A 21989-nucleotide genomic window follows, 5' to 3' on the forward strand; every position below is an offset into this window, starting at 1 on the left:
TCGATCGTTTGCTGCCGCATCGAGGCCTCGCCCGCATGTACGTCTGCCTGTGCAATGCCTTCACCGACCGTCAGGTCCGTGCCGTCTGTCCCGCCGCCGGCAGTTCGGCCGCGGCCGTCTATTGCGCGCTCGGCGTCCGTCCGAAATGCGGCAAGTGCGTGCCGACCGTGCGCGAAATCCTGGACGAGGTCGCGAACAGCGACGTGCCGGCCGCCGTACCGGCCTGAAGAGGCCCCTGCAGTTGACGGCTTGGCGGCACCACCCTAGCGTGGATTGCGTCACAACCAGCCTCGGAAAGGAGCGGCCATGCGCGGCGATCCCCAAGTCCTGCAGCACCTGAATGCGATCCTGCGCAACGAGCTGACCGCGATCAATCAGTACTTCCTGCATGCGCGCATGCTGCAGAACTGGGGCGTCTCGAAACTCGGCAAGTACGAGTACAAGGAATCGATCGACGAGATGAAGCACGCCGATCGCCTGATCGAGCGTATCTTGTTCCTCGACGGCCTGCCTAACCTGCAGGACCTCGACAAGCTGCTGATCGGCGAGAACATCGAGGAGATCCTGGCCTGCGACCTCAAGCTCGAGGAGCGCGCGATCCCGATGCTGCGCGAGGCGATCGTCCATTGCGAGAGCGTGCGCGATTTCGTGAGCCGCGACCTTCTGAGCGAAATCCTCGAGGAAGAAGAAGAGCATGTCGACTTCATCGAGGAGCAGCAGGAGCTCATCAAGCTGATGGGCGTCCAGAACTACGCCCAGCTGCAGAGCGACGCGGCGGAGTAAGAGCCTATCCCTCGCCCGCGCAAGCGAGAGAGGGTGCCCGAGCGACAGCGAGGCGGGCGAGGGTGTCGCAGCCGATCGGTACCGACCGCCCTCACCCTTCCCGGCCTGCGGCCGAGCCCCCTTCCCTCTCCCGTTAGCACGGGCGAGGGAGAGAACCAGCCGCTACGGCACCCATCCAACTTCCCGCCGGGCGCGGTCCCGTGTATAGCAATCCCATGAACCTGATCACCACGCCGGGCGAGCTCGAGGCATTCTGCGCCCGGCAAGCCACCGCCGACTTCATCACCGTCGACACCGAGTTCCTGCGCGACAAGACCTACTGGCCGCAATTGTGCCTGGTCCAGGTCGCCGGCCCCGACGAGGCGGCCGCGATCGACGCGCTGGCGCCGGACATGGACCTGAAGCCGCTCCTGGACCTGCTCGCGAATCCGGCGGTGCTGAAAGTGTTCCACGCGGCACGCCAGGACATCGAGATCTTCGTCAACCTGACCGGCGCGGTGCCGACGCCGCTGTTCGACACCCAGGTCGCGGGCATGGTCTGCGGCTACGGCGACGCGGTCAGCTACGAGACGCTCGCGACCAAGCTCGCCAGCGCCAAGATCGACAAGTCGTCGCGCTTCACCGACTGGGCACACCGGCCGCTGACCGAACGGCAGCTCACCTACGCGCTCGCCGACGTGACATACCTCAGGACCGTCTACGAGAAGCTCAAGGCCAAGATCGACAAGTCCGGCCGCCTGGAGTGGCTCGCCGACGAGCTGGCGCTCCTGACCGACCCCGCGACCTACAGGATCGATCCGGCGGACGCCTGGAAGCGCTTGAAGACCCGCGGCGGCAACAAGAAGTTCCTGGCCATCCTGAAGGAACTTGCGGCCTGGCGCGAACAGGCGGCGCAGAGCCGTGACATTCCGCGCGGCCGCATCCTGCGCGACGAGTCCCTGCTCGAGATCGCAGCGCACGCGCCGGCCTCGATCGACGATCTGGCGCGCATCCGCGGCCTCGGCCGGTCGGTGGCCGAGGGCAAGCTCGGCACCGAGATGCTGGCCTGCGTCGAGCGCGGCCTCGCATCGCCGGATACCCATGCGCCGGAGCTGCCGGCCCGGACGGATCTGCCGCCGGGCCTGGGCCCGCTCGTCGACCTGCTGCGCGTGCTGCTGAAGCTGCGGTGCGAGGAACATGACGTGGCGCAGAAGCTGGTCGCCAACGGCGCCGAGCTCGAGATGATCGCCGCCGACGACCATGCCGACGTGCCGTCGCTCGCCGGCTGGCGGCTCGAGCTGTTCGGCCGCGACGCGCTCGCCTTGAAGCACGGCAAGCTCGCGCTCACCGCGCACGGCAAGCGCATCAAGGTCGTCGATCTGGCGACGCCCGCCGAGTAATTCAGCCAGGATAACGGCCCGGCCTACGGATCGATCGGCCCGAGTTCGTCACAGATCCCGAGGAACGCCTTCCAGTCCTCGTTGCTCATGGCGGCGTCACCGGGCCGGCCCTCGCGCTCGACGCGGGCCTGCCGGTCGCCCGGGTCGGGGTGCGTGCTGAGCAGCGACGGCACGAGGACACCCGACGCCGCCTGCTCGCGGGCGATCCGGCCGTAGAAGCGGCCGAGCGGCATGGCGTCGATACCGGCCGTCGCGAGCGCACGCAGGGCAAACCCGTCGGCCGCACGCTCCGCCTCGCGCGAATAGGCGTTGCGGGTCAGCATCAAGGTGGCGATGCCGGCCGATGATCCGCCGAAGATGTCGCCCATGGCGATGCCGACCAGGAGACCCATCCCGGCGTTGCGCACGAGCGCCTCCGTCGGGTCGTGATGGGCGATATGGCCCATCTCGTGGCCCAGGATGCCGGCGACGGCAGGTGCGTTCTCGGCACGGTTGATTACACCGGATAAGAGCAGGATGCGCTCGCCCGGCAGGGCAAAGGCATTGATGACCCGGCTGTCGAGCACGACGACCCGCGGCGTCTCCGGCAAGCCGCCCGCCTGGGCGAGCCGCGCCGTCAGGCGGTCGAGTGCCGCCAGGCCCGCGGGTGCCATGCACCGCCGCACCGGCTTGCCCGACAGCCCCAGCATCGACGCGAAGCCCCGCTCGCTGCTCTCGCCCAGCTGCCGATCGATCCCGCGCGGCAGAACAAGGGCGGCCTGATGGGCAAACATCGGCAGCAGCACGAAGAGTGTCGCACCCAGGCCGACGATCGCGAGCACGCACCAGAGCGCCACGCGCACCCCGGACCAGCGGCTCCGGGGCCGGCGACGCAGGTTCGGGCAATGCGGTGCTAGATAGTCCCGGGCCTCGGCACCGAGCTGGAGCCGGGCGCCTTCGATCCCCTCGACGCCGAGCCGAGCGCCGCTCGCCGTCCGCTCGATCGTGCGGATCTGGGCCAATGGCCATGGATCGGGGCCCCTTGCCTCCGCCGCCTCCGGCTCGAAGCGGAGCAGCCCGGCGTCCGGGTCGACGACGAGACGGACCTCGTGCGCGGCGCTCGTCCGACCGTCGAAAAGTCGCCCGCGCAAGGCCGCGTCAGAAGGCGCCGATGTCGAAGGCGTCGGCCATGCCCTCGCCGGCGCTGGGGATGGGTGCCGTCGACTGGCCAATCCGGTCGAGCCGGTCGACGTTGGTCAGCGACATGGTATCGCACAGGCGCCGAACAATGCTGCGATCGACCCAGAGGATGCGCAGGACCCCGATGAACAGGCTGCCGATCAGGACGATGACAATCGCCGGGATCACCGAGGCGAACGACGGCATGGCCGCGGCCCCGGCGGCATGCGCGCCGCCCCCGCCGGTCAGCCAGATAATCAGGCCTGCGAAAAGGCCGAAACCAAAGAGCACGAGCATGGCCACGATCAGGAAGCCGAAGATGGTCAGCACGATGCCGCCGATCGACAGCGCCGAGCCCAGCTGGACCTCGCCGAACCGCGTATGGCGCGCGGTATAGCGCAGCTCGATCAGCAGATAGATCAGGAAGCCGACGGCAGCGCCGACATAACCGAGCACGACGAGCCATATTCCGCGCGGCACCACGCCCGGGCCGAATTTGCCGATCTGGTCGATATTGAGCGCGAGGAACACGCCGAACGCCCCGTAGAGCAGCACGAACGGCGCTATCCACGGAAGGACCAGATGGTGGCCACGGCCGTCGAACCGCGCCTCGAGATCGCCGAGCGCCGTGCGGTCCATCAGATAGCGGGTCGTGGCGATGCGGGCCCAGGGGACGGCGATGCCGAGCGTGATCACCGACAGCAGCGTCCATTTGAACACCAGCAGCAGATATTCCCAGCTCGACCCGCCCTGGCTCGCCCTCACCCCGCGCCAGAGCGTGCGCGACAGGCGATAGCGGCGCGCGCGGAAGGTCACGATCTGGATCAGCATCAGGAACAGGAAGGCCTCGACCAGGCGCAGCAAGCCGCCGGTCAGCGGATTGCTCGCCGCCAAGAGCGCGGTCAGCCCGTAGACGAGGCCGAACGGCAGCATGATGCCGAGGAACATGAGGAAGCCCACGAACAGCTCGAGCCCGGTACCGGTATATTCGAGCGGGTCGCCGGCGATGACGATCGAGCCCCACCAATAGCGCCTGAGCGCCGCGCGCGCCCAGAATCGGTAGATACCGACGGTGAGAAAGGTCAGGACGGCGTTCTTGACCAGCAGGCCGAACAGGCCGCCGCGATCGACGAAGCGGACGGGGCCAGCGGGTGGGATCGTCCCGGAGAGCGGCACGGCGAGCGGCGCATCGGCGACAGGCGTCATGAGGGAGCTACTCCGACTCCGCGCCAGCCCTTCGGCGCCGTCTCTGGATACCATTCCCGCGAGACGTGCGTCCAGAAAGTTCCTCGCCCTATCCGCGCGCCCGCTTCTTGGCCGGCGGCGGCGCCTCGGCGTTCTCAGTGCGGACGAGCGTGCGCTTGCCGACGGCGCGACCGAGCGCATCGAGGCGGCGCTGCACCGCTTCGCCCGTATAGATCGCCGTGTGCTCGGGCACGGTCAGCGCCAGCGTCGTATCGTCCGCTTCGAGCACAGCGCTGCCGACCAGGCCCGGCGCCCCGCCCGAGAGCGTGTAGGCCAGGCGCAGGCCGAGGCCGACCGCGCGCGCGCGCCCGATCGTCGCCTCGTCGATGAGCCCGAAGATCCGGCTCAGGATCGGCGCGTCGGGATTGCCGCCGTAGCGCGCATGGAGCGCCACCGCCAGGAAGGCACGCCCCTGATGGTCGAGGCCGGCGACCGGCATGCGCAGGCAGCGCATGAAGGTCTGCTCGTCGCGATAGTCCGGATGCTCGCTCCAGCCGATGTCCGACAGGAGTGCTGCCGCCCGGCGCAGGCGCTTCTGGCCGGCCGCCTCGTCGGGGAACAGCGGGTCGGTCCAGCGCACCAGCTCTTCGCTGCCAGGGGCGAAGCGAGGATTGATGCGCGCGATCGCCTCGGCCGCGGTCAGGAGCGGATCGAGCCGCTGCTCGGCCGGCGGCAGCTGCTCGAACAGATGCCCTTCACGCAGGCCGTAGGCGCTGAAGACGACCCGGTCGGGCTGGATCGTCTTGACCAGGCGATAAAGCACGTAAGCGGCGAGCGGCACGGTTTCCAGGCGCTTGCGCGAGATGCCGGCGACCTTTTCCAGGGACCGGCGCGACTGGCGGCCGATCAGGTCGGTGAAGCTTTCGATCTCCTGCCGGCCGACCGAATAATTCTGGATGATGTGCAGCGGATAGCCGGTCTGCTCCATATGGATGCGCGCGAGCGCGCGCCAGGTGCCGCCGACCGCGTAGAAGCGGCGGCCGCGCCCCTGGGGCAGCCAGTCGAGCGACGCCACCGCCTGGTCGACGATCCGGCGCGCCTTCGCATCATCGTCGCCGACGCCCTCCGCCAGCCGGAGCGCGCCGATCGGCAGGCTCGCGACCAGCGGCGGCACGACGGCGCCGGTCATGGCGACCTCGACCGAGCCGCCGCCCAGGTCGCCGGTGATGCCATCCGCGTCGGGGATGCCGGCGCGCACGCCGGCGGCCGACAGCCGGCCTTCCTCGACCCCGTCGATGACCCGGACCTTGACCTGGTTACGCTGCTCGATGTCGGCGACGAACCGGGCGCCGTCGCTGGCATCGCGCACGGCCGCGGTCGCGATGATGTCGAGCCGAGAGACCCCCAGGCCGCGGGCAAGGGCCACGAAGCGCTCAATATTGTCGCGTGCGAGCGTCACGCCCTCGGGATTGAGCCGGCCAGAGCTGTTGAGGCCGCGCCCGAGCGCGCACATCACCTTCTCGTTGAACAGCACCATCGGCGAACGGCTGATCCGGTCGTAGATGACCAGGCGCAGCGAGTTCGACCCGATATCGATGACGCCGACCATCGTGCGCCGGCGCTCGTCGAGGAGCGCCACGGCGGAAAAAGGGTGCGTCAGAACTTCCATACCGAACTCACACGTTGTCGAGCACCAGACGGGGTGCGCCGGCCGGCTTCCGCAAGGCAGACCCCCGGCCGGACAGGCTGGGATTGGTCATGAAATAGTTCTGCGCGTTCACGCCGTCCGCCTTCGGCGCGATGCGGGTATAAACGCCCTCGGCATTCAAGGTCCAGCTTTGCGCCTCGTCCTTGAGATTTTCCGCCAGGATCTCGTTCAGCACCTGCTGATGGACCGTGGGGTTCTCGATCGGCACCAGCGTCTCGACACGGCGGTCGAAATTGCGCTGCATGCAGTCGGCCGAGCTGATGAACACGAGCGCCCTGCCCGACGGCAGCTTGTCGCCATTGCCGAACGCATAGATGCGGCTGTGCTCGAGGAAGCGGCCGATCAGGCTCTTCACCCGGATATTCTCGCTCAAGCCCGGCACGCCAGGCCGCAGGCAGCAGATGCCGCGTACGACGAGATCGATCTGCACGCCGGCCTGCGACGCGCGGTAGAGCGCGTCGATCGCGACCGAATCGACCAGCTGGTTGGCCTTCATCCAGATCGTGCCAGGCCTGCCGGCCTTGACGTGCTCGATCTCCGCCTCGATCAGCTCCAGGAGCCGCTGGCGCAGGTTGATCGGCGCGATCGCAAGCTTCTCGAGCCGCTCGGGCGTCGCATAGCCGGTGATGTAGTTGAAGAGCCGCCCCGCGTCGCGCGCCAGCGCCGGCTCGCAGGTGAAGAACGACAGGTCGGTGTAGACCTTGGCCGTATAGGGATGGTAGTTGCCGGTGCCGAAATGGACGTAGGTGCGCAGGCCCCCGCCCTCGCGCCGGACCACCATCGAGACCTTGGCGTGGGTCTTGAGCTCGACGAAGCCGTAGACGACCTGCACGCCGACGCGCTCCATGTCGCGCGCCCAGCGGATGTTCGCCTCTTCATCGAAGCGCGCCTTCAATTCGACCAGCGCCGTCACCGACTTGCCGGCCTCGGCCGCCTCGATGAGCGCACGAACGATCGGGCTGTCGTCGCTCGTGCGGTAGAGCGTCTGCTTGATCGCGACCACTGCCGGATCGCGCGCCGCCTGGCGCACGAACTGCACGACGACATCGAAGCTCTCGTAGGGATGATGGACGACGATGTCCTTGGCGCGGATCGCCGCGAAGCAGTCGCCGCCGAAATCACGGATGCGTTCGGGGAAGCGTGCGTTATAGGGCGCGAACTTCAGGTCCGGCCGCTCGTCGATGATGAGCTGCTTCAGGTCGGCCAGGCCCAGGATGCCTTCCATGCGGAAGAGATCGTCGGGCTTGGCGTCGATCCGTTCCATCAGGAACTGGGCGAGATCGAGCGGCATCGCCGCCTCGACGCCCAGATGGATGACATGGCCGCGGCGCCGGCGCTTCAGCGCGGTCTCGAACAGGCGGACCAGGTCTTCCGCCTCTTCCTCGACCTCGATGTCGCTGTCGCGCAGGATGCGGAAGCCGCCCTGGCCGATGACCGTGAAGCCGGGGAACAGCCGGTCGAGGAACAAGCCGACCGTGGCCTCGATCGGGAACATGCGGATGCCGTCACCCGGCACGCGCAGGAAGCGCGGCACCGAAGACGGGATCAGCAGCAGCGCCTGCATGCGCTTCTTGTCGGCCTGGCGCTCCAGCATGAGGGCGAGGCCGAAGCCCAGGTTCGGGATGAACGGGAACGGATGAGCCGGATCGACCGCGAGCGGCGTCAGGAGCGGGAAGACGTCGGCCATGAAGCGCTCGTGCAGCCAGCTGCGCTCGCTCTCGGTCACCTCGTCCGCGCCCACGACAGCAACGCCGGCCTCGCGCAGCTCCTTGCGGAGCCGGGTGTAGCAGGTCTGCTGCGACTGCATCAGCCGGGCGACGCGTTTGTGCACCGCATCGAGCTGCTGGACCGGCAGCAGCCCGTCCTGGCTCGGCGTCTCGATGCCGGCGTTGACCTGGCCGCGCAGGCCGGCCACGCGCACCATGTAGAACTCGTCGAGGTTATTCGCCGAGATCGACAGGAACCTCAGCCTCTCGAACAGCGGATGGCTCTTGTTGTCCGCCTCCTCGAGCACCCGTTCGTTGAACGCAAGCCATGAGAGTTCCCGATTGATGAAGCGCTGCTCGGAGGTCGCGGCAACCTTGAGGGTGCGGGCGGTAGCGGTTCTTGTCGTCGTCACGGGCAGCTCTCCATCGGCCGGGCCCGCCGCAAGGGCGGACGCCATCAGGAGCGACCCTACCGCACCGGAGAGTCGGTGTCATGACGGTGACTGGTTTTCTGCAACAAAGGGCTCAGACGACCGGCCCCATGAGGTGCTGCTGGAAGCCCGGCCGCTCCGCCAGGCGATCATACCAGGCAGCAAGATGCGGCAGGTCCGGCCGTTCGATGGCGAAGGCGTACCAGCGGCGAATCGAATTGCCCATGGCGATGTCGGCGAGGCTCAGCCGGTCGCCGGCGGCATAGGGCCGGCCGGCCAGTTCCCGGTCGAGCAAGGTCCAGACCTGGGCGAGCCGCGCCACCAGCGCCTGAAGTGCCGCCGCATCGGGCCCGCCGGGCTGCGGGCGGATGAGCGCCCAGAACACCGGGCCGATGGCCGGCATCAATGTCGAAAGCTGCCAATCCATCCAGCGTTCGACCCGCGACCGGGCGCCGGGCTCGGCCGGATAGAGCGTCTCGCCGCCGTAACGGTTGGCGAGATAGCGCGTGATCGTGTTCGATTCCCACAGGATGAGCTCGCCGTCGCGCACCGTCGGCACCAGCCGATTGGGGTTCATCGCGCCGTACCAGTCCTCGTTGAGCTTGCCGAACTCGCGGCCGGCGTCGATCCGCTCGAACGGCAGCGCCAGCTCCTCGCAGGTCCACAGCACTTTCTGCACGTTCGATGATGTGGTCCGTCCCCAGATCGTCAGCATGGCGCCCTGCATTCCCGACATTTGTGCCGCTTCGCCCGATGACGAAGCATTGCTGGTTGTGGCGGTGCCTCCGCCCGACCATTCTGCCGCTCCCTCCATCGCATGGATCCGGCCGCGCGGGAAAGCCCGCCCCAATCAACAAATCGACATTCAAGAAATCGGCATCATGCTGCTCACGGTCGCGCTCGCCCCCTTGGCCCTCGTCATCCTGCTGATCGCCAGCCGGCGCGTCTCGATCATGACCGCGGGCGTGATCGGCTGGCTCGCCGCCATTGCCGCCGCCCGGGTGCTGCGCGGGCCCGTGGAGCCGTTCATCGCCTGGGCCTCGACCGAGAGCGCCAAGGGGGCCTGGCTCGCCTGGCAGGCGGTCGCGGTCATCCTGGCCGGCCTGTTCTTCTATCGCGTGCTGCGCCGGCACGAGGCCCATCTGTTCCAGGCCGAGGGCCCGGTCGAGGCGGTGTCGCGCGGACGGGTCTGGGCCGTGTGCTTCCTCGTCGGCCCCTTCGCCGAATCGGCGACCGGCTTCGGCGTCGGTGCTATCGTCGCCATGGCAGCTCTGATGCGCATGGGGCTGAAAGGGCCCGGCGCCGCGGTGCTGGCGCTCTATTCCCAGATGCTGGTGCCCTGGGGCGGCCTCGCCGTCGGCACGATCATCGGTGCTCATCTGGCCGGCATGGCGGAACCGGCGCTAGGGCTCGCGAGTGCCGTGCTGACCCTGCCGCTGCTCGCGGGCTATCTCACGCTCTACTGGGTCTTCGCCGGCCGGCTGACCGGGCCGGTGCCCATCGTGCAGCGTGTCGAGGACAGTCTATGGACCATCCTGCTGGGCAGCGCACTCTGGCTTGCCAACCGCTATGTCGCGACCGAGCTCGGCGGCGTCGTGGCACCGGGCGCGCTGCTGGTCGTGCATTTCCTGCTGACGCAGCGGCCGGATCGCAGGGCGCTCCGCCACGCCGCGACGAGCGCCCTGCCCTTCGCCGTGCTGGCCGGCCTCCTGATCGCGACGCGCAGCATTCCGCCTCTGACCGAGGCGCTGCGCAGCGTGGCCGTGCTGACACCCTTCGCCGACCAGCCGAGCTTTCCCGTGTTCTATAACCCGAGTTTCTGGCTGGTCCTGGTCGGCCTCGGCGTGATGGCCGCGACCGGCCGTCTCGGCGAGCTGCCGGCGCGCCTCGGCGAGACCTGGCACGGCGGCTGGCGCGCCGCCGTCGTGACCCTGGTCTTCGTCGCCATGGCCCAGGTCCTGTCAGCTGCCGGCGCCGCCCGGCTCGTGGGCGCGACACTCCGTGCCGGCCTCGGCCCCGCGGCACCGCTTATGGGTCCGCTGTTCGGCGCGGTCGGCGGCTTCCTCACCGGCAGCAACTCGGCGTCCAACGGCATGATGATGGCGGTGCAGGCCGCACTCGGCAACGGGCTCGCCGGCTGGACCGCGGCCCTGCAGAACGTGGCCGGCAGCAATTTCAGCCTGCTCTCGCCGGTCCGCGTCGCGATGGCGGCAGCGCTGGTCGGCGGTGCCGGCTCGCATGTCCAGGGCGCGGATGCCCAGATCTATAAGCGCGCCTGGCCGGTCGCGGTCATGCTGCTCGCGATCCTGCTCGCGGAAGCGGCGTTGCTGGCTCTGCCGCACTAGCGCCGGCTAAGCCCCGTCAGGCCCCCGTGCTGGGCGTTACCGTCGGCTGGACATAAAGCACGCCGCTCGCGTACCCGATCCAGACGCGCCGCCCGATCAGATAGTCGGCGCCCAGCAGCATGTCGAAATTATCGCCGAAGGAGAAATACCCGACCGCGAACTCGGCGCCGTCGAACCGGTCGGTGCCGATGCGGACGGTACCGAAGCGATGCTGTTTGGCCCGGACCCGGCGCCCGTCCGCCCCGACTTGCGTCACGTCGGGATCGGGTGCGAAATCCGACGGCTCGAGACCGAGCTTGCGCGCGCCCTCCTCGGTCATGGAGCTCACCTCAGCGCCGCTGTCGAGCAGCGCCGTGAGCGGCTTGCCGTTGACCTCGGCGGAGACATAGACCCGCCCGGTCGGCAGCTGGCCGAGCTCGGCGCTTTCGATCGGGCCCTGCCACGGCAGGAAACCCTGCGCGCAATGGGCCGGGTTCCACAGGCTCATGCGGTGGGCCGCCACATCGATCTCGACATCGAAGGCCGACAGGAAGTTGGCGCCCAGCACGCCGTCGGCGACGCCCTGCAGCGGCGTTACGACGACACTCTGGTTGCGCAGATTGAGGCCGCCCAGCTCGAAATCGTCGACCTGGACATTGCGCTGCACCGCCAGGCCGCCGATGCCGGTCACGCGCGTCGTGGTGTGGCGCGGCGGCAGCCGAAGCCGCTCGACAATTTCCGGCGACAGGACGGCCGCGTCGGCCCCGGTATCGACCAGCAGGCGGACCGGCGCGCCGTTGATGCCGCCGGTCACCATCAGCAGCCCGTGCTCCACGTCGAGCGCGAGATCGGCAACCTTGAAGGCCTGGCACGTCGTATCGTCCGGCGCCGTCTCCACGCCCTCAGCAAGATCGGCCTCGATGGAGGTCGCGCATGCCGCGAGCCCACCCAGCACTCCCGCCAGCAGAAGGAACGGCAACGAAACCCGCATGGGGTAGCACCTCGCTTGGCGTCTTCCGGTCGCAGGTACCCGCGTAGCAAGTTTCGCCGTGCGCGTAAATCGCGCCGCTGCAAGCGTCGACGTCCCGAAAAGCGCGTGCCCGTCTAATCTTGCCACACTACCATATCAGTTATCCAGAACCTCCCTGCCAGACCGTCGTCGCGGCGCCCCTTCGCGCCGCAGAAGGTTGAGCACAGCCTCGCGCGCTGGATTGGGCGGCGCCGACGGCCAAGCCAGCACGAGGTCGGCACTGACGTCGGGATGCCACTCCCCGGCCGTACGACCACTTCGCCCGGCAGGAACCGCTCCGCCGAGCGCGGCACCAGGGCGCAGCACGTCGGCATGACCGGCAGCATCGTGAGCTTCGCCAGCAACCTCGCCGGCATCATCACCCCGATCGTCATCGGCGCGATCGTGCAGGCAACCGGCTCCTTCGCCTGGGCGCTCGGCTTCTGCGGCATCGTCTCGCTGGTGGGCGTGTTCGCCTACACGGTTGTGCTTGGCAAGATCGAGCGGCTGGTGGTCGAATAGCCCAGGCGCGCCTTAGCCGCGCCGGTGCCCGCTCACTTCCGCGCCGGCATCCGGCGCCAGCTTGCGCACGTCGAACAAGGCCGCGAGCGCGAGTGCCGCGACCAGGCCGAAGGCGATGCGGAAGTCGGTCACCGTCGGCACGCCGGTCGCGTTGCCCTCGGCGAAGGCGGCGACGCGGAGCGCCAGCGCGCCGAAGGCGATGCCCATGCCCATGGTCATCTGCTGCACCATGCTGGAGAGCGTGCTGGCGCCGCTCACCTGCGGACCCGGGATCTCGGCGAGGCTCAGGGTCGTGAGGCTGGTGAACTGCATGGAGCGGCAGAGACCGTTCACGAACAGCACCGCGGCGATGACCGGCCAGGGCGTCGCCGGCGTGAAGAATGCGCAGGCCGCGGCCGCCACCACGACGACGAGGCCGTTGCCGATGATCGCGGTGCGGAAGCCGAAGCGGCGCAGCAGCGGATTGGTCACGGTCTTCATGGTGAGATTGCCGGCGAACAAGGCCAGGACCAGGAGGCCCGAGTGGAACGCGTCCATGCCGAATCCCACCTGGAACAAGAGCGGCAGCAGGAACGGCGCCGTGCTGATCGCGATGCGGAACAGCGAGCCGCCGCCGACGGCGACGGCGAAGCTCGGGATCTTGAGTGCGCTCAAGTCGAGCAGCGGATGAGCATGGCGGCGGGCGTGGCGCCAGGCGAGGACGCCCAGCACGACGGACACGCCGACGCAGCCGCCGATCGCGGCCCAGGCCGCGTCCTGCCGGCCCAGAAGCTCGATGCCGTACATGAAGCTGAGCGAGGCGCCGCCGCCGAGGCCGAAGCCCAGCCAGTCGAACGGCTTCTTCTCAGCCCCGCGCTCGTTCCGGATCAGCAGCCAAGCGAGCACCAGGCCGGCGAGGCCGAGCGGCACGTTCAGAAGGAAGATCCAGCGCCAGGAGGCGTAGGTCGTGATGAAGCCGCCCAGGGGCGGCCCGATGACCGGCGCCACCAGGCCGGGCCAGACGATGATGCCGATCATGCGCATCAAGTCGCGCTTCTCGGTCGCGCGCACGACGACGAGACGCCCGACCGGCACCATCATGGCGCCGGCGATGCCCTGGAGCACGCGCGCCGCGGTGAATTCCCAGAGCCCGTTCGCCATCGCACAGAACACGGAGGCGACTGTGAAGCCCAGGATGGCGCCGCCGAGTACGGTGCGCGCGCCGAACCGGTCGGCGAACCAGCCGCTCGCCGGGATGAACACGGCGAGCGTCAGCAGATAGGCGGTCATGCCGAGATTGAGGTCGACCGCGCTCATGGCAAAGGAGCGCGCCATCTGCGGCAGCGCGGTCGCGATCACCGTGCCGTCCAGGTTCTCCATGAAGAACGCGGCAGCGACGAGCAGGGCGATCTGGAGCGGCCTGCGGGTCGAGGCCGGTGCCGCCTCGACGGTCTTTACTCCGTCAGGCACGTCCTAGAGCAGGCCCAGCTCGAGCCGCGCCTCTTCGCTCATCAGATCCTGATGCCAGGGCGGCGTCCAGACCAGGTTTACCTGCACCTCGGTCACGCGGTCGACCGTGCGCACGGCACGCTCGACCTCGCCCGGCAGCGAGCCCGCGACCGGGCAGGTCGGCGCGGTCAGCGTCATCTCGACATAGACCTTGCCGTCCGCCCCCACGACCAGGTCATAGATCAGGCCGAGGTCGACCAGGTTGACGGGGATTTCGGGGTCGCGGACGGTCTTCAAGGCCTCAAGGACCTTGGCCTCGAGCGCCTTGTCCTCGCCCTCGACCTTGATCCGGTCGAGCGGGTCGATCTCCGTCGCCGGCGCCCGGCCGGGCATGAAGTCGAACAGCGTCTTGCCGTCGTCCTGGACCATGGATCCCGTCCCTACTCCGTCTTGACCGGCCTATTCCGTTTTGACCGGTTCAGGCACGACACCGCCCGCCTTCAAGGCGGCTTCGAGCGCGTGCCAGGCGAGCGTCGCGCATTTGACGCGGGCCGGATAGGCCGAGACACCTTCGAGCGGCGTCAGGCGCTCGAAGTCATCCTCGAGCGCGTCGGCGATCTCGACCGCCTCGCCGCCGGTGACCTTGCCGTGGAAGGCGCGGAACAGCTGCTTGGCCTCGTCCAGCGTCTTGCCCTTCAGCACCTCGGTCATGAGCGACGAGGACGCGGTCGAAATCGCGCAGCCGCGGCCCTGGAACGCCGCGTCGACGATCCGGTCGCCCTCGATCGTGAGGTAGAGATTGATGCGGTCGCCGCACAGCGGGTTGTGGCCCTTGGCGCTGTGGGTCGGATGCTCGATCTCGCGGAAGTTCCGCGGCTTCTGGCCATGGTCCAGGATGATGTCCTGGTAGAGGTCGCGCAGATCCATCATCGCCCGAACAGCTCCTTCGCCGCTTTGACCGCAGCCACCAGCGCGTCGACATCGCTCTCGTCGTTATAGATGCCGAAGGACGCGCGCGTCGTCGCCGGCACGCAGAGCCGGTCCATCAGCGGCTGGGCGCAATGATGGCCGGCCCGGACCGCGACCCGGTGCTTGTCGAGAATGGTCGCAAGATCATGCGGGTGGATGCCGTCGACCTCGAACGACAGCACAGCCAGGCGCCGCTGGCCGGCGCCGAGCAGCGTGACACCCGGGATGCGCGCCAGCGCATCGGCGCCGTACTCGGTCAGCCGCTCCTCATGCTCCAGGATGCGGTCGCGGCCGAGCGCCTCCATATAGTCGAGCGCCACCGCCAGCCCGTGGGTCCCGGTGATGTCCGGCGTGCCGGCCTCGAACTTGTGCGGCACCTCGTTGAAGTCCGTATGCTCGAACGTCACCTGCAGGATCATGTCGCCGCCGCCCTGCCAGGGCGGCATCGCCTCCAGGAGTTCGTAGCGGCCCCACAGCACGCCGATGCCGGAGGGCCCATAGGTCTTGTGGCCGGAGAAGACGTAGAAGTCGCAGCCGATCGCCTGCACGTCGAGCGGCATGCGCGGTGCTGCCTGGCAGCCGTCGATCAGCACCTTGGCGCCGACCTTGTGCGCCTTCTCGACGATCGCTTCGACCGGTACCACCGAGCCCAGCGCATTCGCCACGTGGGTCACGGCAACGAGCTTGGTGCGCGACGACAGCCGCTCCTCGAACGCCGCCATGTCGAGCCCGCCGGTCGCATCGATCGGCGCCACCACCAGCTTGATGCCGATCCGGTCGCGCAGCATCTGCCAGGGCACGATGTTGGAATGATGCTCGAGCTCAGTGACGATCACCTCGTCGCCGGCCTTCAGCATGGCGAGGCCCCAGGTCTGCGCCACGAGGTTGATCGCCTCGGTCGCGCCGCGCACGAACACGATCTCCTTGGCGCTCTTCGCGTTCAGGAACCGGCGCACGGTCTCGCGCGCCGCCTCGTACTTGTCGGTCGCGCGCTGCGACAGGCCATAGACGCCTCGATGGACGTTCGCATAGTCCTGCTCATAGAACTTCGAGACCGCGTCGATCACGACCTGCGGCTTCTGGGCGCTCGCCGCCGAATCGAGGAACACCACGTCCGGGTTGTTCTGGAAGATCGGAAAGTCCTGTTTCACCACGCGCGGGTCGAACGCCGGCCGCGACAGCGGTGCGGCCGTGACCGGTACCAGGCGGGGATCGCCGTCCTTGCTCATGGGCGCCTCTTTCATTTCTCGGGGTGCCGGAACGCCAGCCACCGGCCGATCGCGTCGGTCAGGTAGTCGCGCGCCTGCTCGTGGCTGACGAGCTCGACCGCGTCGACGACGAAGGCCTCGATCAGCATGGCGCGCGCCTGTTCGGGCGCGATGCCACGCGAGCGAAGATAGAATTCCGCCGCCTCGTCCAGGTCGCCGACGGTTGCACCGTGGCTGCACTTGACGTCGTCGGCGAAGATCTCGAGCTCCGGCTTCGTGTCCATCACGGCGCGGTCGCTCAGGAGCACGGTCTTGTTGAGCTGGTAGGCGTCGGTCTTCTGCGCCACCTGGGCGACCTTGATCTGGCCCTGGAACACGCCGTGCGACCGGTCGGCGAGGCAACCCTTGAACACTTCCTTGGTCTCGCCGTGGGGCGCCAGGTGCTCGATCACCGAGGCGACGGTCGACTCCTGCCGCTCGGCAAGCAGATAGACACCCGAGACGCCGCAGAACGCGCGCTCGCCCACGAGCTTCGCCCGGATGTCCTGGCGCGCCATCGCGGCGCCCAAGGAGAGCGTGAAGCCGTCGTAGATCGCATCCGCGCCGATCGAGACGTCGAGCGTGCCGGTGTGGAACGCCCGGAGATCCTCGTCCTGCAGCCGGTAATGGCCGAGCTTCGCATGGTCGGCGACCTCGACGGTCATGGCGGCATTGGTCCAGGTGGCGCCGACCCCGGCGAAGCTTTCGATCACGGTGACCTGAGCGCCCGTGCCGATGCGGATCAGGCCCTTGGCCTGCACCGAGGCCGACGCGTCGGCCTCGCCCCAATAGAGCACATGGACCGGGTCGTCGAGCGTGACGCCGGCCGGCACGATCAGCGCCAGGCCGTCGGTAAACAAGCCCTGATTGAGCGCGCGGAACGCGTCGGTCGCATCGGCCGGCCGTTCGAACAGCGCGTCGGCCTCGCCATTCTTCGCGAGCCAATCGGCGAAGGAGCCCAGGAACACGCCCGGCGGCAGGCTGCAGATGTGGCTGTGGTCCGGGTCGAAGCGGCCGTTCACGAATACCAAGCGGTTCGCGTGGCTAAGCAAGCGGCAGAGTCGCTCGCCGACCACGGTCGCGTTGCCGGGCTTGGCCGGCGCCGGCGCGAAGCTCGTGCCGGTCAAGCCCTTGAGCTCGGTGAAACGCCAGGCCTCGTGGCGCTTGGTCGGGAAACCGGCCTCGGCAAAGCGCTGGCGCGCCTCGGCGCGCTTGGTGCCGAGCCAGGCCGGCTCTGCCTGGTTGGCCGGGACGGCCAGGGTCTCGAGGAAAGGAACGGCAGACATGATCAGGCCGCGTCGCCCAGCGTGGCATAGCCGCTCTTCTCGAGCTCGGCCGCCAGGCTCTTGTCGCCGGACATGACGATCTTGCCCTGGCTCAGCACATGGACATGGTCCGGCACGATGTATTCGAGCAGGCGCTGGTAGTGCGTGATCAGCACGAAGGCGCGGTCGGGCGAGCGCAGCTTGTTGACGCCGTCAGAGACCTGGCGCAGCGCGTCGATGTCGAGGCCGGAGTCGGTCTCGTCCAGGATCGCGAGCTTCGGGTCGAGCAGCGCCAGCTGGAAGATCTCGTTGCGCTTCTTCTCGCCGCCCGAGAAGCCGACGTTGACCGCGCGGTTGAGCAAATCCTCGCGCAGGTCGAGCAGCTTCAAGGTCTGGCGCACGGTTTTCAGGAACTGGCCGGCGTCGAGCTCCGGCTGGCCCCGGTGCTTGCGCACGGCGTTCACGGCCGCGCGCAGGAAATACATGTTGTTCACGCCCGGGATCTCGACCGGATACTGGAAGGCCAGGAACACGCCCTCGCGCGCCCGCACGTCGGCGTCGAGCTCCAGGAGATTCTCACCGTTGTAGGTGACCGTGCCCTCGGTCACCTCGTAGCCGTCGCGGCCCGAGAGCACGCTCGCGAGCGTCGACTTGCCGGAGCCGTTCGGACCCATGATCGCGTGCACCTCGCCCGGCTTCACGGTGAGCGAGATGCCCTTCAGGATTTCATTGTCCCCGACGCGGGCGTGCAGATTCTTGATCTCGAGCATATGGGTCCTCGGCAGTCGAATTTCTGAGAGTGCGGGGCGCGTCAGCCGACGCTGCCCTCCAGGCTGATCGCGAGCAGCTTCTGCGCCTCGACGGCGAATTCCATCGGAAGCTCTTTCAGGACTTCCTTGGCGAAGCCGTTGACGATCAGCGACAGCGCGTCTTCGGCCGTGAGCCCGCGCTGTTGGCAATAGAACATCTGGTCTTCGCTCACTTTCGACGTCGTCGCCTCGTGCTCGACCCGGGCTGTGCGGTTATAGACGTCGATATAGGGCACCGTGTGCGCGCCGCACTTGTCGCCGATCAGCAGGCTGTCGCACTGGGTGAAGTTGCGGGCGCCCTTGGCCTTGGGCAGCACCTTGACCATGCCCCGATAGGTGTTCTGCCCTTTGCCGGCCGAGATGCCCTTGGAGATGATCGTCGACTTCGTGTTCTTGCCGATATGGATCATCTTCGACCCGGTATCGGCCTGCTGCCGGTTGTTGACGATCGCGACCGAGTAGAACTCGCCCACCGAATTGTCGCCGGTCAGGACGCAGCTCGGATACTTCCAGGTGATCGCCGACCCGGTCTCGACCTGGGTCCAGGAGATCTTGGAATTGGCGCCGCGGCAGTCGCCGCGCTTGGTCACGAAATTATAGATGCCGCCGCGGCCCTCGGCGTCGCCCGGGTACCAGTTCTGGACGGTCGAGTACTTGATCTGGGCGCCCTCGAGCGCCACCAGCTCGACGACCGCGGCATGCAGCTGGTTCTCGTCGCGCTGCGGTGCCGTGCAGCCTTCGAGGTAGCTCACGTACGCGCCCTTGTCGGCGACGATCAGCGTCCGCTCGAACTGGCCGGAATTCGCCGCATTGATGCGGAAATAGGTCGAGAGCTCCATCGGGCAGCGCACGCCCGGCGGGATATAGACGAACGAGCCGTCGCTATAGACCGCCGAGTTCAGCGCCGCGAAGAAATTGTCCGTGGTCGGCACGACCGAGCCCAGGTACTGCCGGACGAGCTCCGGATGCTCTTTGATCGCCTCGCCCATCGAGCAGAAGATGATGCCCATCTCGGCAAGCTTGCCCTTGAAGGTGGTCGCGACCGAGACGCTGTCGAACACCGCGTCGACCGCGATGTTGGAGACGCCGGCCAGGATTTCCTGTTCCTTCAGCGGAATGCCGAGCTTCTCGTAGGTCTTCAAGAGCTCCGGGTCGACCTCGTCGAGCGAGTTCAGCTTGGGCTTCTGCTTGGGCGCCGAATAATAGGTCGAGGCCTGGTAGTCGATCGGGTCGATCTTGAGCTTCGCCCATTCGGGCGGGGTCATCTTGAGCCAGCCGCGGAACGCTTCGAGGCGCCATTCGAGCAACCACTCCGGCTCGCCCTTCTTGGCCGAGATGAAGCGGACGGTGTCCTCGTTGAGGCCGATCGGCGCGGTCTCGCTCTCGATGTCGGTGAAAAAGCCGTACTTGTACTGGCTCTGATCGGCAACGGCGCGGACGGTGTCGAGGGCTGCGCTCATGGTGCGGTCGTCTCGATGTTGTATTCAGGAGAGAAGGAAGGAGCGGCCAGGCTGGGCAGGACCATTTCGCCGAGCGTCACGCCGGCCAATGCATCGCCGACCGCCCGGTTGATCCGGTGCCAGTGCGGCCGGGTCGGGCAATAGTGCAGCCGGTCGCACGGCCCGATCTTGGACGTGCACTGCGTCATGGCGAAATCGCCGTCGATCGCGGCGACGATCTCGGCCACCGAGATCTCGTCGGCATGGCGCGCCAGCCGGTAGCCGCCGGCGGCGCCGCGCACGGCGGAAACGATGCCGGCCTTGGCAAGCAGCTTCAGCACCTTGGCGACCGTCGTCTGCGGCAGGCGCGTGTCGGCGGCCACATGCATCGCATTCGCCTGGTTCGGCGCAACCGCCGCCAGATGCGTGGCGACGATGACGCCATAATCCGCAAGTTTGCTCAGAATGATCATGGATCACCCTTTCTCAATTGGGACTGATTTAGTCCTGATTGCGTCGAGTCTCAACCCCCGAAGCCGATTTAGCTGCGCGCGGCGCGCATGGGACCAGGGCGGATAACGCGCAAGGCGGCCCGCGCGGCCGTTCCCGTGCGGAGGGGCGCATCCGCGTGACGGCGGCCGGTCGAGCACGCTATCATCGCGCCGCGCCTGCGACCGCACCCGGCTTCCCACAAGAAAGAAAGAGCGACACTTATGTCCCGTCACAGCCTGTCCGCTGCCGCGGCAACGCTTATTGTCCTGAGCCTCGCCTCCCTGGCCGCGCGCGCCGAGACCGTCAACCAGACGCTCGACGGCAAGGCGCTGTCGATCGACCTCGCCTGCGTCGACCGGGTCGAGATCCAGCCCAAGCCCGGCCTCTCGGGCAAGGTCGTGGTCGAGGCGACCTCGAACAAGGACGGCGAGCTCAAGGATTTCGTGTTCAAGGGTGGCGAGACCGCGTCGGTCACGCGCGAGCGGCGCTCCTGCACCTCGACCGTCCTCGACCGGCCCAAGACCACCGTCTCGATCCAGGTGCCGGCCGGCACGCCGATCGACATCAAGAACGGCGGCTCGACGAATTACGTCGTCGGCGCCGTGGGCGCCAGCCTGCATGCGCGTCTCGCCGGCTCGGGCTATCTCACGGCCGTTTCCGCCACCGACGTCGACATCCACGTCACGGGCTCGAGCAATGTGAATATCGGCCAGACGAACGGGTCTGCCGAGGTGCAGATCGCCGGCAGCGGCGATGTCCGCATCGGCGACGCGGAGATGCCGAGCTTGAAGATCAAGGTGAGCGGCAGCGGCAATATCGCGATCGACAATGGAGGGATCGGCACGCTCACCGCCTCGGTCGCCGGCTCCGGCAATCTCAGGGTCATGGCGACCGTGCAGGACGCGACGCTCTCGACCGTCGGGTCCGGCAATATCGAAGTGGCGAAGGTGACCGGCAGCCTGTCGAGCAACAAGGCTGGGTCGGGCACGATCCGGGCCGGTAGGAGCTGACGGGCCTACCGCCCGAGGCGCCGTCGCGCTAAGACGGCGCGTCCGTTCCATCCCAGAGGATCCGCCCACGAATGATCTGCCTCGTCACCGGTGCCACCGGCTTCGTCGGCTCGGCCGTCGCCCGCAAGCTGATCGCCGCCGGGCACGAGGTGCGCGTGCTGGTGCGTGCCGGCAGCGACCGGCGCAATCTCGCCGGGCTCGACGCGGCGCCGGTCGTGGGCAGCCTCGACGAGCCCGCGACCCTCGCGCCCGCACTCAAGGGCTGCGAGGCGCTGTTCCATGTCGCGGCCGACTATCGGCTGTGGGTGCCCGAGCCGGCGAAGATGTACCGGACCAACGTCGACGGCACGGTGGCGTTGATGGAGGCGGCGCTGGCGGCGGGCGTCGGCCGTATCGTCCACACCTCGAGCGTCGCGACGCTCGGCCTTCTGCCCGGCGGCGCCGACTCCGACGAGGCGACGCCGGTCACGATCGAGCAGATGGTCGGGCCTTACAAGCGCTCGAAGTTCCTGAGCGAAGAGGCCGTCCAGCGGCTCGCGCGCGAGCGCGGCCTGCCGGCGGTGATCGTCAATCCCTCGACGCCCGTCGGCCCCCGCGACGTCAAGCCGACGCCGACCGGCCGGACCATCGTCGAGGCGGCATCCGGCCGCATGCCGGCCTTCGTCGATACGGGGCTCAATTTCGCCCATGTCGACGACGTGGCGGAGGGCCATCTCCTGGCGTTCGACAAGGGCAAGATCGGCGAGCGCTATATCCTGGGCGGCGAGAACCTGACCTTGAGCGCGTTCCTCGCGATCATCGCCCGGCTCACCGGCCGCAAGGCGCCGACCATCAGCCTGCCGATCGACCTCCTGATGCCGCTCGCCTACGGCGCCGAGCTCTATGCGCGCGTGACGGGCAAGGAGCCGTTCGTGACGCGTGACGGATTGACCCTCGCGCGCAAGAAGATGTTCTTCACCATCGCCAAGGCGCAGCGCGAGCTCGGCTATGCGCCGCGGCCGGCCGAAGAGGGCATCCGCGACGCGATCGACTGGTTCCGCCAGCACAACTATCTCGGGGTCTGATATCCAAGGGGCCTGATCCGAGCGGCCTGCACTTGCCCTCGACACCGCTATGAGGCATTGA

21 protein-coding genes are annotated in these 21989 nt (G+C 68.0%); 7 read left to right on the top strand and 14 right to left on the bottom strand.

The genetic code is table 11. The features are described 5' to 3' along the window. Positions 1-8 precede the first annotated feature (8 nt). The 3 genes from IEY58_RS24610 to rnd all read left to right on the top strand — a co-directional run bounded on the left by IEY58_RS24610 (position 9) and on the right by rnd (position 2162). Complete coding sequence (locus IEY58_RS24610) at positions 9-227, top strand: (2Fe-2S)-binding protein (RefSeq protein ID WP_229743928.1); 219 nt, start codon at positions 9-11, stop codon at positions 225-227. A gap of 79 nt (positions 228-306) precedes the next feature. Continuing rightward, the gene (gene bfr / locus IEY58_RS24615) at positions 307-783 is read left to right on the top strand and encodes a bacterioferritin (protein ID WP_189050721.1); all 477 of its coding nucleotides are present in this window, start codon (positions 307-309) and stop codon (positions 781-783) included. Between the two features lie 215 nt (positions 784-998). Further along, positions 999-2162, top strand: coding sequence for a ribonuclease D (gene rnd / locus IEY58_RS24620; protein ID WP_189050823.1), 1164 nt, complete (start codon positions 999-1001; stop codon positions 2160-2162). A gap of 23 nt (positions 2163-2185) precedes the next feature. On the opposite strand, the gene IEY58_RS24625 is transcribed toward rnd, so the two are convergent. The 5 genes from IEY58_RS24625 to IEY58_RS24645 form a co-directional block, all read right to left on the bottom strand. Then, the gene (locus IEY58_RS24625; protein ID WP_189050722.1) at positions 2186-3292 is read right to left on the bottom strand and encodes a M48 family metallopeptidase; all 1107 of its coding nucleotides are present in this window, start codon (positions 3290-3292) and stop codon (positions 2186-2188) included. A 7-nt stretch (positions 3293-3299) separates the two neighbouring features. Then, the gene (locus IEY58_RS24630; protein ID WP_189050723.1) at positions 3300-4526 is read right to left on the bottom strand and encodes a DUF898 family protein; all 1227 of its coding nucleotides are present in this window, start codon (positions 4524-4526) and stop codon (positions 3300-3302) included. An 88-nt stretch (positions 4527-4614) separates the two neighbouring features. Next, positions 4615-6174: a Ppx/GppA family phosphatase gene (locus IEY58_RS24635; RefSeq protein ID WP_229743929.1), complete on the bottom strand. Its 1560-nt coding sequence runs from the start codon at positions 6172-6174 to the stop codon at positions 4615-4617. Positions 6175-6181: 7 nt separating this feature from the next. Continuing rightward, positions 6182-8377, bottom strand: a complete 2196-nt coding sequence (locus tag IEY58_RS24640) for an RNA degradosome polyphosphate kinase (RefSeq protein WP_189050724.1) — start codon at positions 8375-8377, stop codon at positions 6182-6184. A gap of 67 nt (positions 8378-8444) precedes the next feature. Continuing rightward, positions 8445-9086: a glutathione S-transferase family protein gene (locus tag IEY58_RS24645; RefSeq protein WP_229743931.1), complete on the bottom strand. Its 642-nt coding sequence runs from the start codon at positions 9084-9086 to the stop codon at positions 8445-8447. 145 nt (positions 9087-9231) lie between these two features. Between IEY58_RS24645 and IEY58_RS24650 the strand changes: the two genes are divergently transcribed. Beyond that, positions 9232-10695: an L-lactate permease gene (locus IEY58_RS24650; protein ID WP_189050725.1), complete on the top strand. Its 1464-nt coding sequence runs from the start codon at positions 9232-9234 to the stop codon at positions 10693-10695. 16 nt (positions 10696-10711) lie between these two features. Here the strand turns inward: IEY58_RS24650 and IEY58_RS24655 are convergent, their stop codons facing one another. Next, positions 10712-11665 carry a retroviral-like aspartic protease family protein gene (locus IEY58_RS24655; protein ID WP_189050727.1) on the bottom strand — a complete coding sequence of 318 codons (954 nt, stop codon included), beginning with the start codon at positions 11663-11665 and terminating at the stop codon, positions 10712-10714. A 270-nt stretch (positions 11666-11935) separates the two neighbouring features. On the opposite strand from IEY58_RS24655, the gene IEY58_RS24660 reads away from it, so the two are divergent. Further along, the gene (locus tag IEY58_RS24660) at positions 11936-12205 is read left to right on the top strand and encodes a hypothetical protein (protein WP_189050728.1); all 270 of its coding nucleotides are present in this window, start codon (positions 11936-11938) and stop codon (positions 12203-12205) included. Between the two features lie 12 nt (positions 12206-12217). Here IEY58_RS24660 and IEY58_RS24665 read toward each other — a convergent pair whose 3' ends face one another. The 8 genes from IEY58_RS24665 to IEY58_RS24700 are packed head-to-tail and all read right to left on the bottom strand — an operon-like array spanning position 12218 to position 19835. Then, positions 12218-13654, bottom strand: a complete 1437-nt coding sequence (locus tag IEY58_RS24665; protein WP_229743932.1) for an MFS transporter — start codon at positions 13652-13654, stop codon at positions 12218-12220. Positions 13655-13657: 3 nt separating this feature from the next. Continuing rightward, positions 13658-14062, bottom strand: coding sequence for a DUF59 domain-containing protein (locus IEY58_RS24670; RefSeq protein ID WP_189050729.1), 405 nt, complete (start codon positions 14060-14062; stop codon positions 13658-13660). A gap of 30 nt (positions 14063-14092) precedes the next feature. Next, positions 14093-14563 (bottom strand): Fe-S cluster assembly sulfur transfer protein SufU, encoded by a 471-nt coding sequence (gene sufU, locus IEY58_RS24675; RefSeq protein WP_189050730.1) that lies wholly within the window; start codon positions 14561-14563, stop codon positions 14093-14095. Next, entirely contained in the window at positions 14560-15831 is a 1272-nt protein-coding gene (locus IEY58_RS24680; RefSeq protein WP_189050731.1) for a cysteine desulfurase, read from the bottom strand. The genes sufU and IEY58_RS24680 overlap by 4 nt, the downstream gene beginning before the upstream one ends. Before the next feature lie 11 nt (positions 15832-15842). Beyond that, a complete protein-coding gene (sufD, locus tag IEY58_RS24685) occupies positions 15843-17135 on the bottom strand; it encodes a Fe-S cluster assembly protein SufD (protein ID WP_189050732.1) in 1293 nt (430 codons plus the stop codon). Between the two features lie 2 nt (positions 17136-17137). Continuing rightward, positions 17138-17884 carry a Fe-S cluster assembly ATPase SufC gene (gene sufC / locus IEY58_RS24690; protein WP_189050733.1) on the bottom strand — a complete coding sequence of 249 codons (747 nt, stop codon included), beginning with the start codon at positions 17882-17884 and terminating at the stop codon, positions 17138-17140. 41 nt (positions 17885-17925) lie between these two features. Beyond that, complete coding sequence (gene sufB, locus IEY58_RS24695) at positions 17926-19383, bottom strand: Fe-S cluster assembly protein SufB (protein WP_189050734.1); 1458 nt, start codon at positions 19381-19383, stop codon at positions 17926-17928. After that, the gene (locus IEY58_RS24700; RefSeq protein ID WP_189050736.1) at positions 19380-19835 is read right to left on the bottom strand and encodes an SUF system Fe-S cluster assembly regulator; all 456 of its coding nucleotides are present in this window, start codon (positions 19833-19835) and stop codon (positions 19380-19382) included. Before IEY58_RS24700 ends, sufB begins: the two co-directional genes overlap by 4 nt. Before the next feature lie 240 nt (positions 19836-20075). On the opposite strand from IEY58_RS24700, the gene IEY58_RS24705 reads away from it, so the two are divergent. Both IEY58_RS24705 and hpnA read left to right on the top strand, forming a co-directional pair. Then, on the top strand, positions 20076-20864 hold the full coding sequence (locus tag IEY58_RS24705) for a GIN domain-containing protein (protein ID WP_189050738.1): 789 nt from the start codon (positions 20076-20078) through the stop codon (positions 20862-20864). A 71-nt stretch (positions 20865-20935) separates the two neighbouring features. Continuing rightward, entirely contained in the window at positions 20936-21928 is a 993-nt protein-coding gene (hpnA, locus tag IEY58_RS24710) for a hopanoid-associated sugar epimerase (protein ID WP_189050740.1), read from the top strand. The last annotated feature ends 61 nt before the right edge of the window (positions 21929-21989 follow it).

The sequence above is a fragment of the Aliidongia dinghuensis genome (assembly GCF_014643535.1).
Lineage (GTDB): Bacteria > Pseudomonadota > Alphaproteobacteria > ATCC43930 > CGMCC-115725 > Aliidongia > Aliidongia dinghuensis.

What these genes read in the sequence shown, in the direction of transcription:
- bfr (WP_189050721.1), top strand. Translation starts at nt 307, where the DNA reads ATGCGCGGCGATCCCCAAGTCCTGCAGCACCTGAATGCGATCCTGCGC.
- rnd (WP_189050823.1), top strand. Translation starts at nt 999, where the DNA reads ATGAACCTGATCACCACGCCGGGCGAGCTCGAGGCATTCTGCGCCCGG.
- IEY58_RS24630 (WP_189050723.1), bottom strand. Translation starts at nt 4,526, where the DNA reads ATGACGCCTGTCGCCGATGCGCCGCTCGCCGTGCCGCTCTCCGGGACG.
- IEY58_RS24635 (WP_229743929.1), bottom strand. Translation starts at nt 6,174, where the DNA reads ATGGAAGTTCTGACGCACCCTTTTTCCGCCGTGGCGCTCCTCGACGAG.
- IEY58_RS24640 (WP_189050724.1), bottom strand. Translation starts at nt 8,377, where the DNA reads ATGGCGTCCGCCCTTGCGGCGGGCCCGGCCGATGGAGAGCTGCCCGTG.
- IEY58_RS24645 (WP_229743931.1), bottom strand. Translation starts at nt 9,086, where the DNA reads ATGTCGGGAATGCAGGGCGCCATGCTGACGATCTGGGGACGGACCACA.
- IEY58_RS24650 (WP_189050725.1), top strand. Translation starts at nt 9,232, where the DNA reads ATGCTGCTCACGGTCGCGCTCGCCCCCTTGGCCCTCGTCATCCTGCTG.
- IEY58_RS24655 (WP_189050727.1), bottom strand. Translation starts at nt 11,665, where the DNA reads ATGCGGGTTTCGTTGCCGTTCCTTCTGCTGGCGGGAGTGCTGGGTGGG.
- IEY58_RS24660 (WP_189050728.1), top strand. Translation starts at nt 11,936, where the DNA reads ATGCCACTCCCCGGCCGTACGACCACTTCGCCCGGCAGGAACCGCTCC.
- IEY58_RS24670 (WP_189050729.1), bottom strand. Translation starts at nt 14,062, where the DNA reads ATGGTCCAGGACGACGGCAAGACGCTGTTCGACTTCATGCCCGGCCGG.
- sufU (WP_189050730.1), bottom strand. Translation starts at nt 14,563, where the DNA reads ATGATGGATCTGCGCGACCTCTACCAGGACATCATCCTGGACCATGGC.
- IEY58_RS24680 (WP_189050731.1), bottom strand. Translation starts at nt 15,831, where the DNA reads ATGAGCAAGGACGGCGATCCCCGCCTGGTACCGGTCACGGCCGCACCG.
- sufD (WP_189050732.1), bottom strand. Translation starts at nt 17,135, where the DNA reads ATGTCTGCCGTTCCTTTCCTCGAGACCCTGGCCGTCCCGGCCAACCAG.
- sufC (WP_189050733.1), bottom strand. Translation starts at nt 17,884, where the DNA reads ATGCTCGAGATCAAGAATCTGCACGCCCGCGTCGGGGACAATGAAATC.
- sufB (WP_189050734.1), bottom strand. Translation starts at nt 19,383, where the DNA reads ATGAGCGCAGCCCTCGACACCGTCCGCGCCGTTGCCGATCAGAGCCAG.
- IEY58_RS24700 (WP_189050736.1), bottom strand. Translation starts at nt 19,835, where the DNA reads ATGATCATTCTGAGCAAACTTGCGGATTATGGCGTCATCGTCGCCACG.
- IEY58_RS24705 (WP_189050738.1), top strand. Translation starts at nt 20,076, where the DNA reads ATGTCCCGTCACAGCCTGTCCGCTGCCGCGGCAACGCTTATTGTCCTG.
- hpnA (WP_189050740.1), top strand. Translation starts at nt 20,936, where the DNA reads ATGATCTGCCTCGTCACCGGTGCCACCGGCTTCGTCGGCTCGGCCGTC.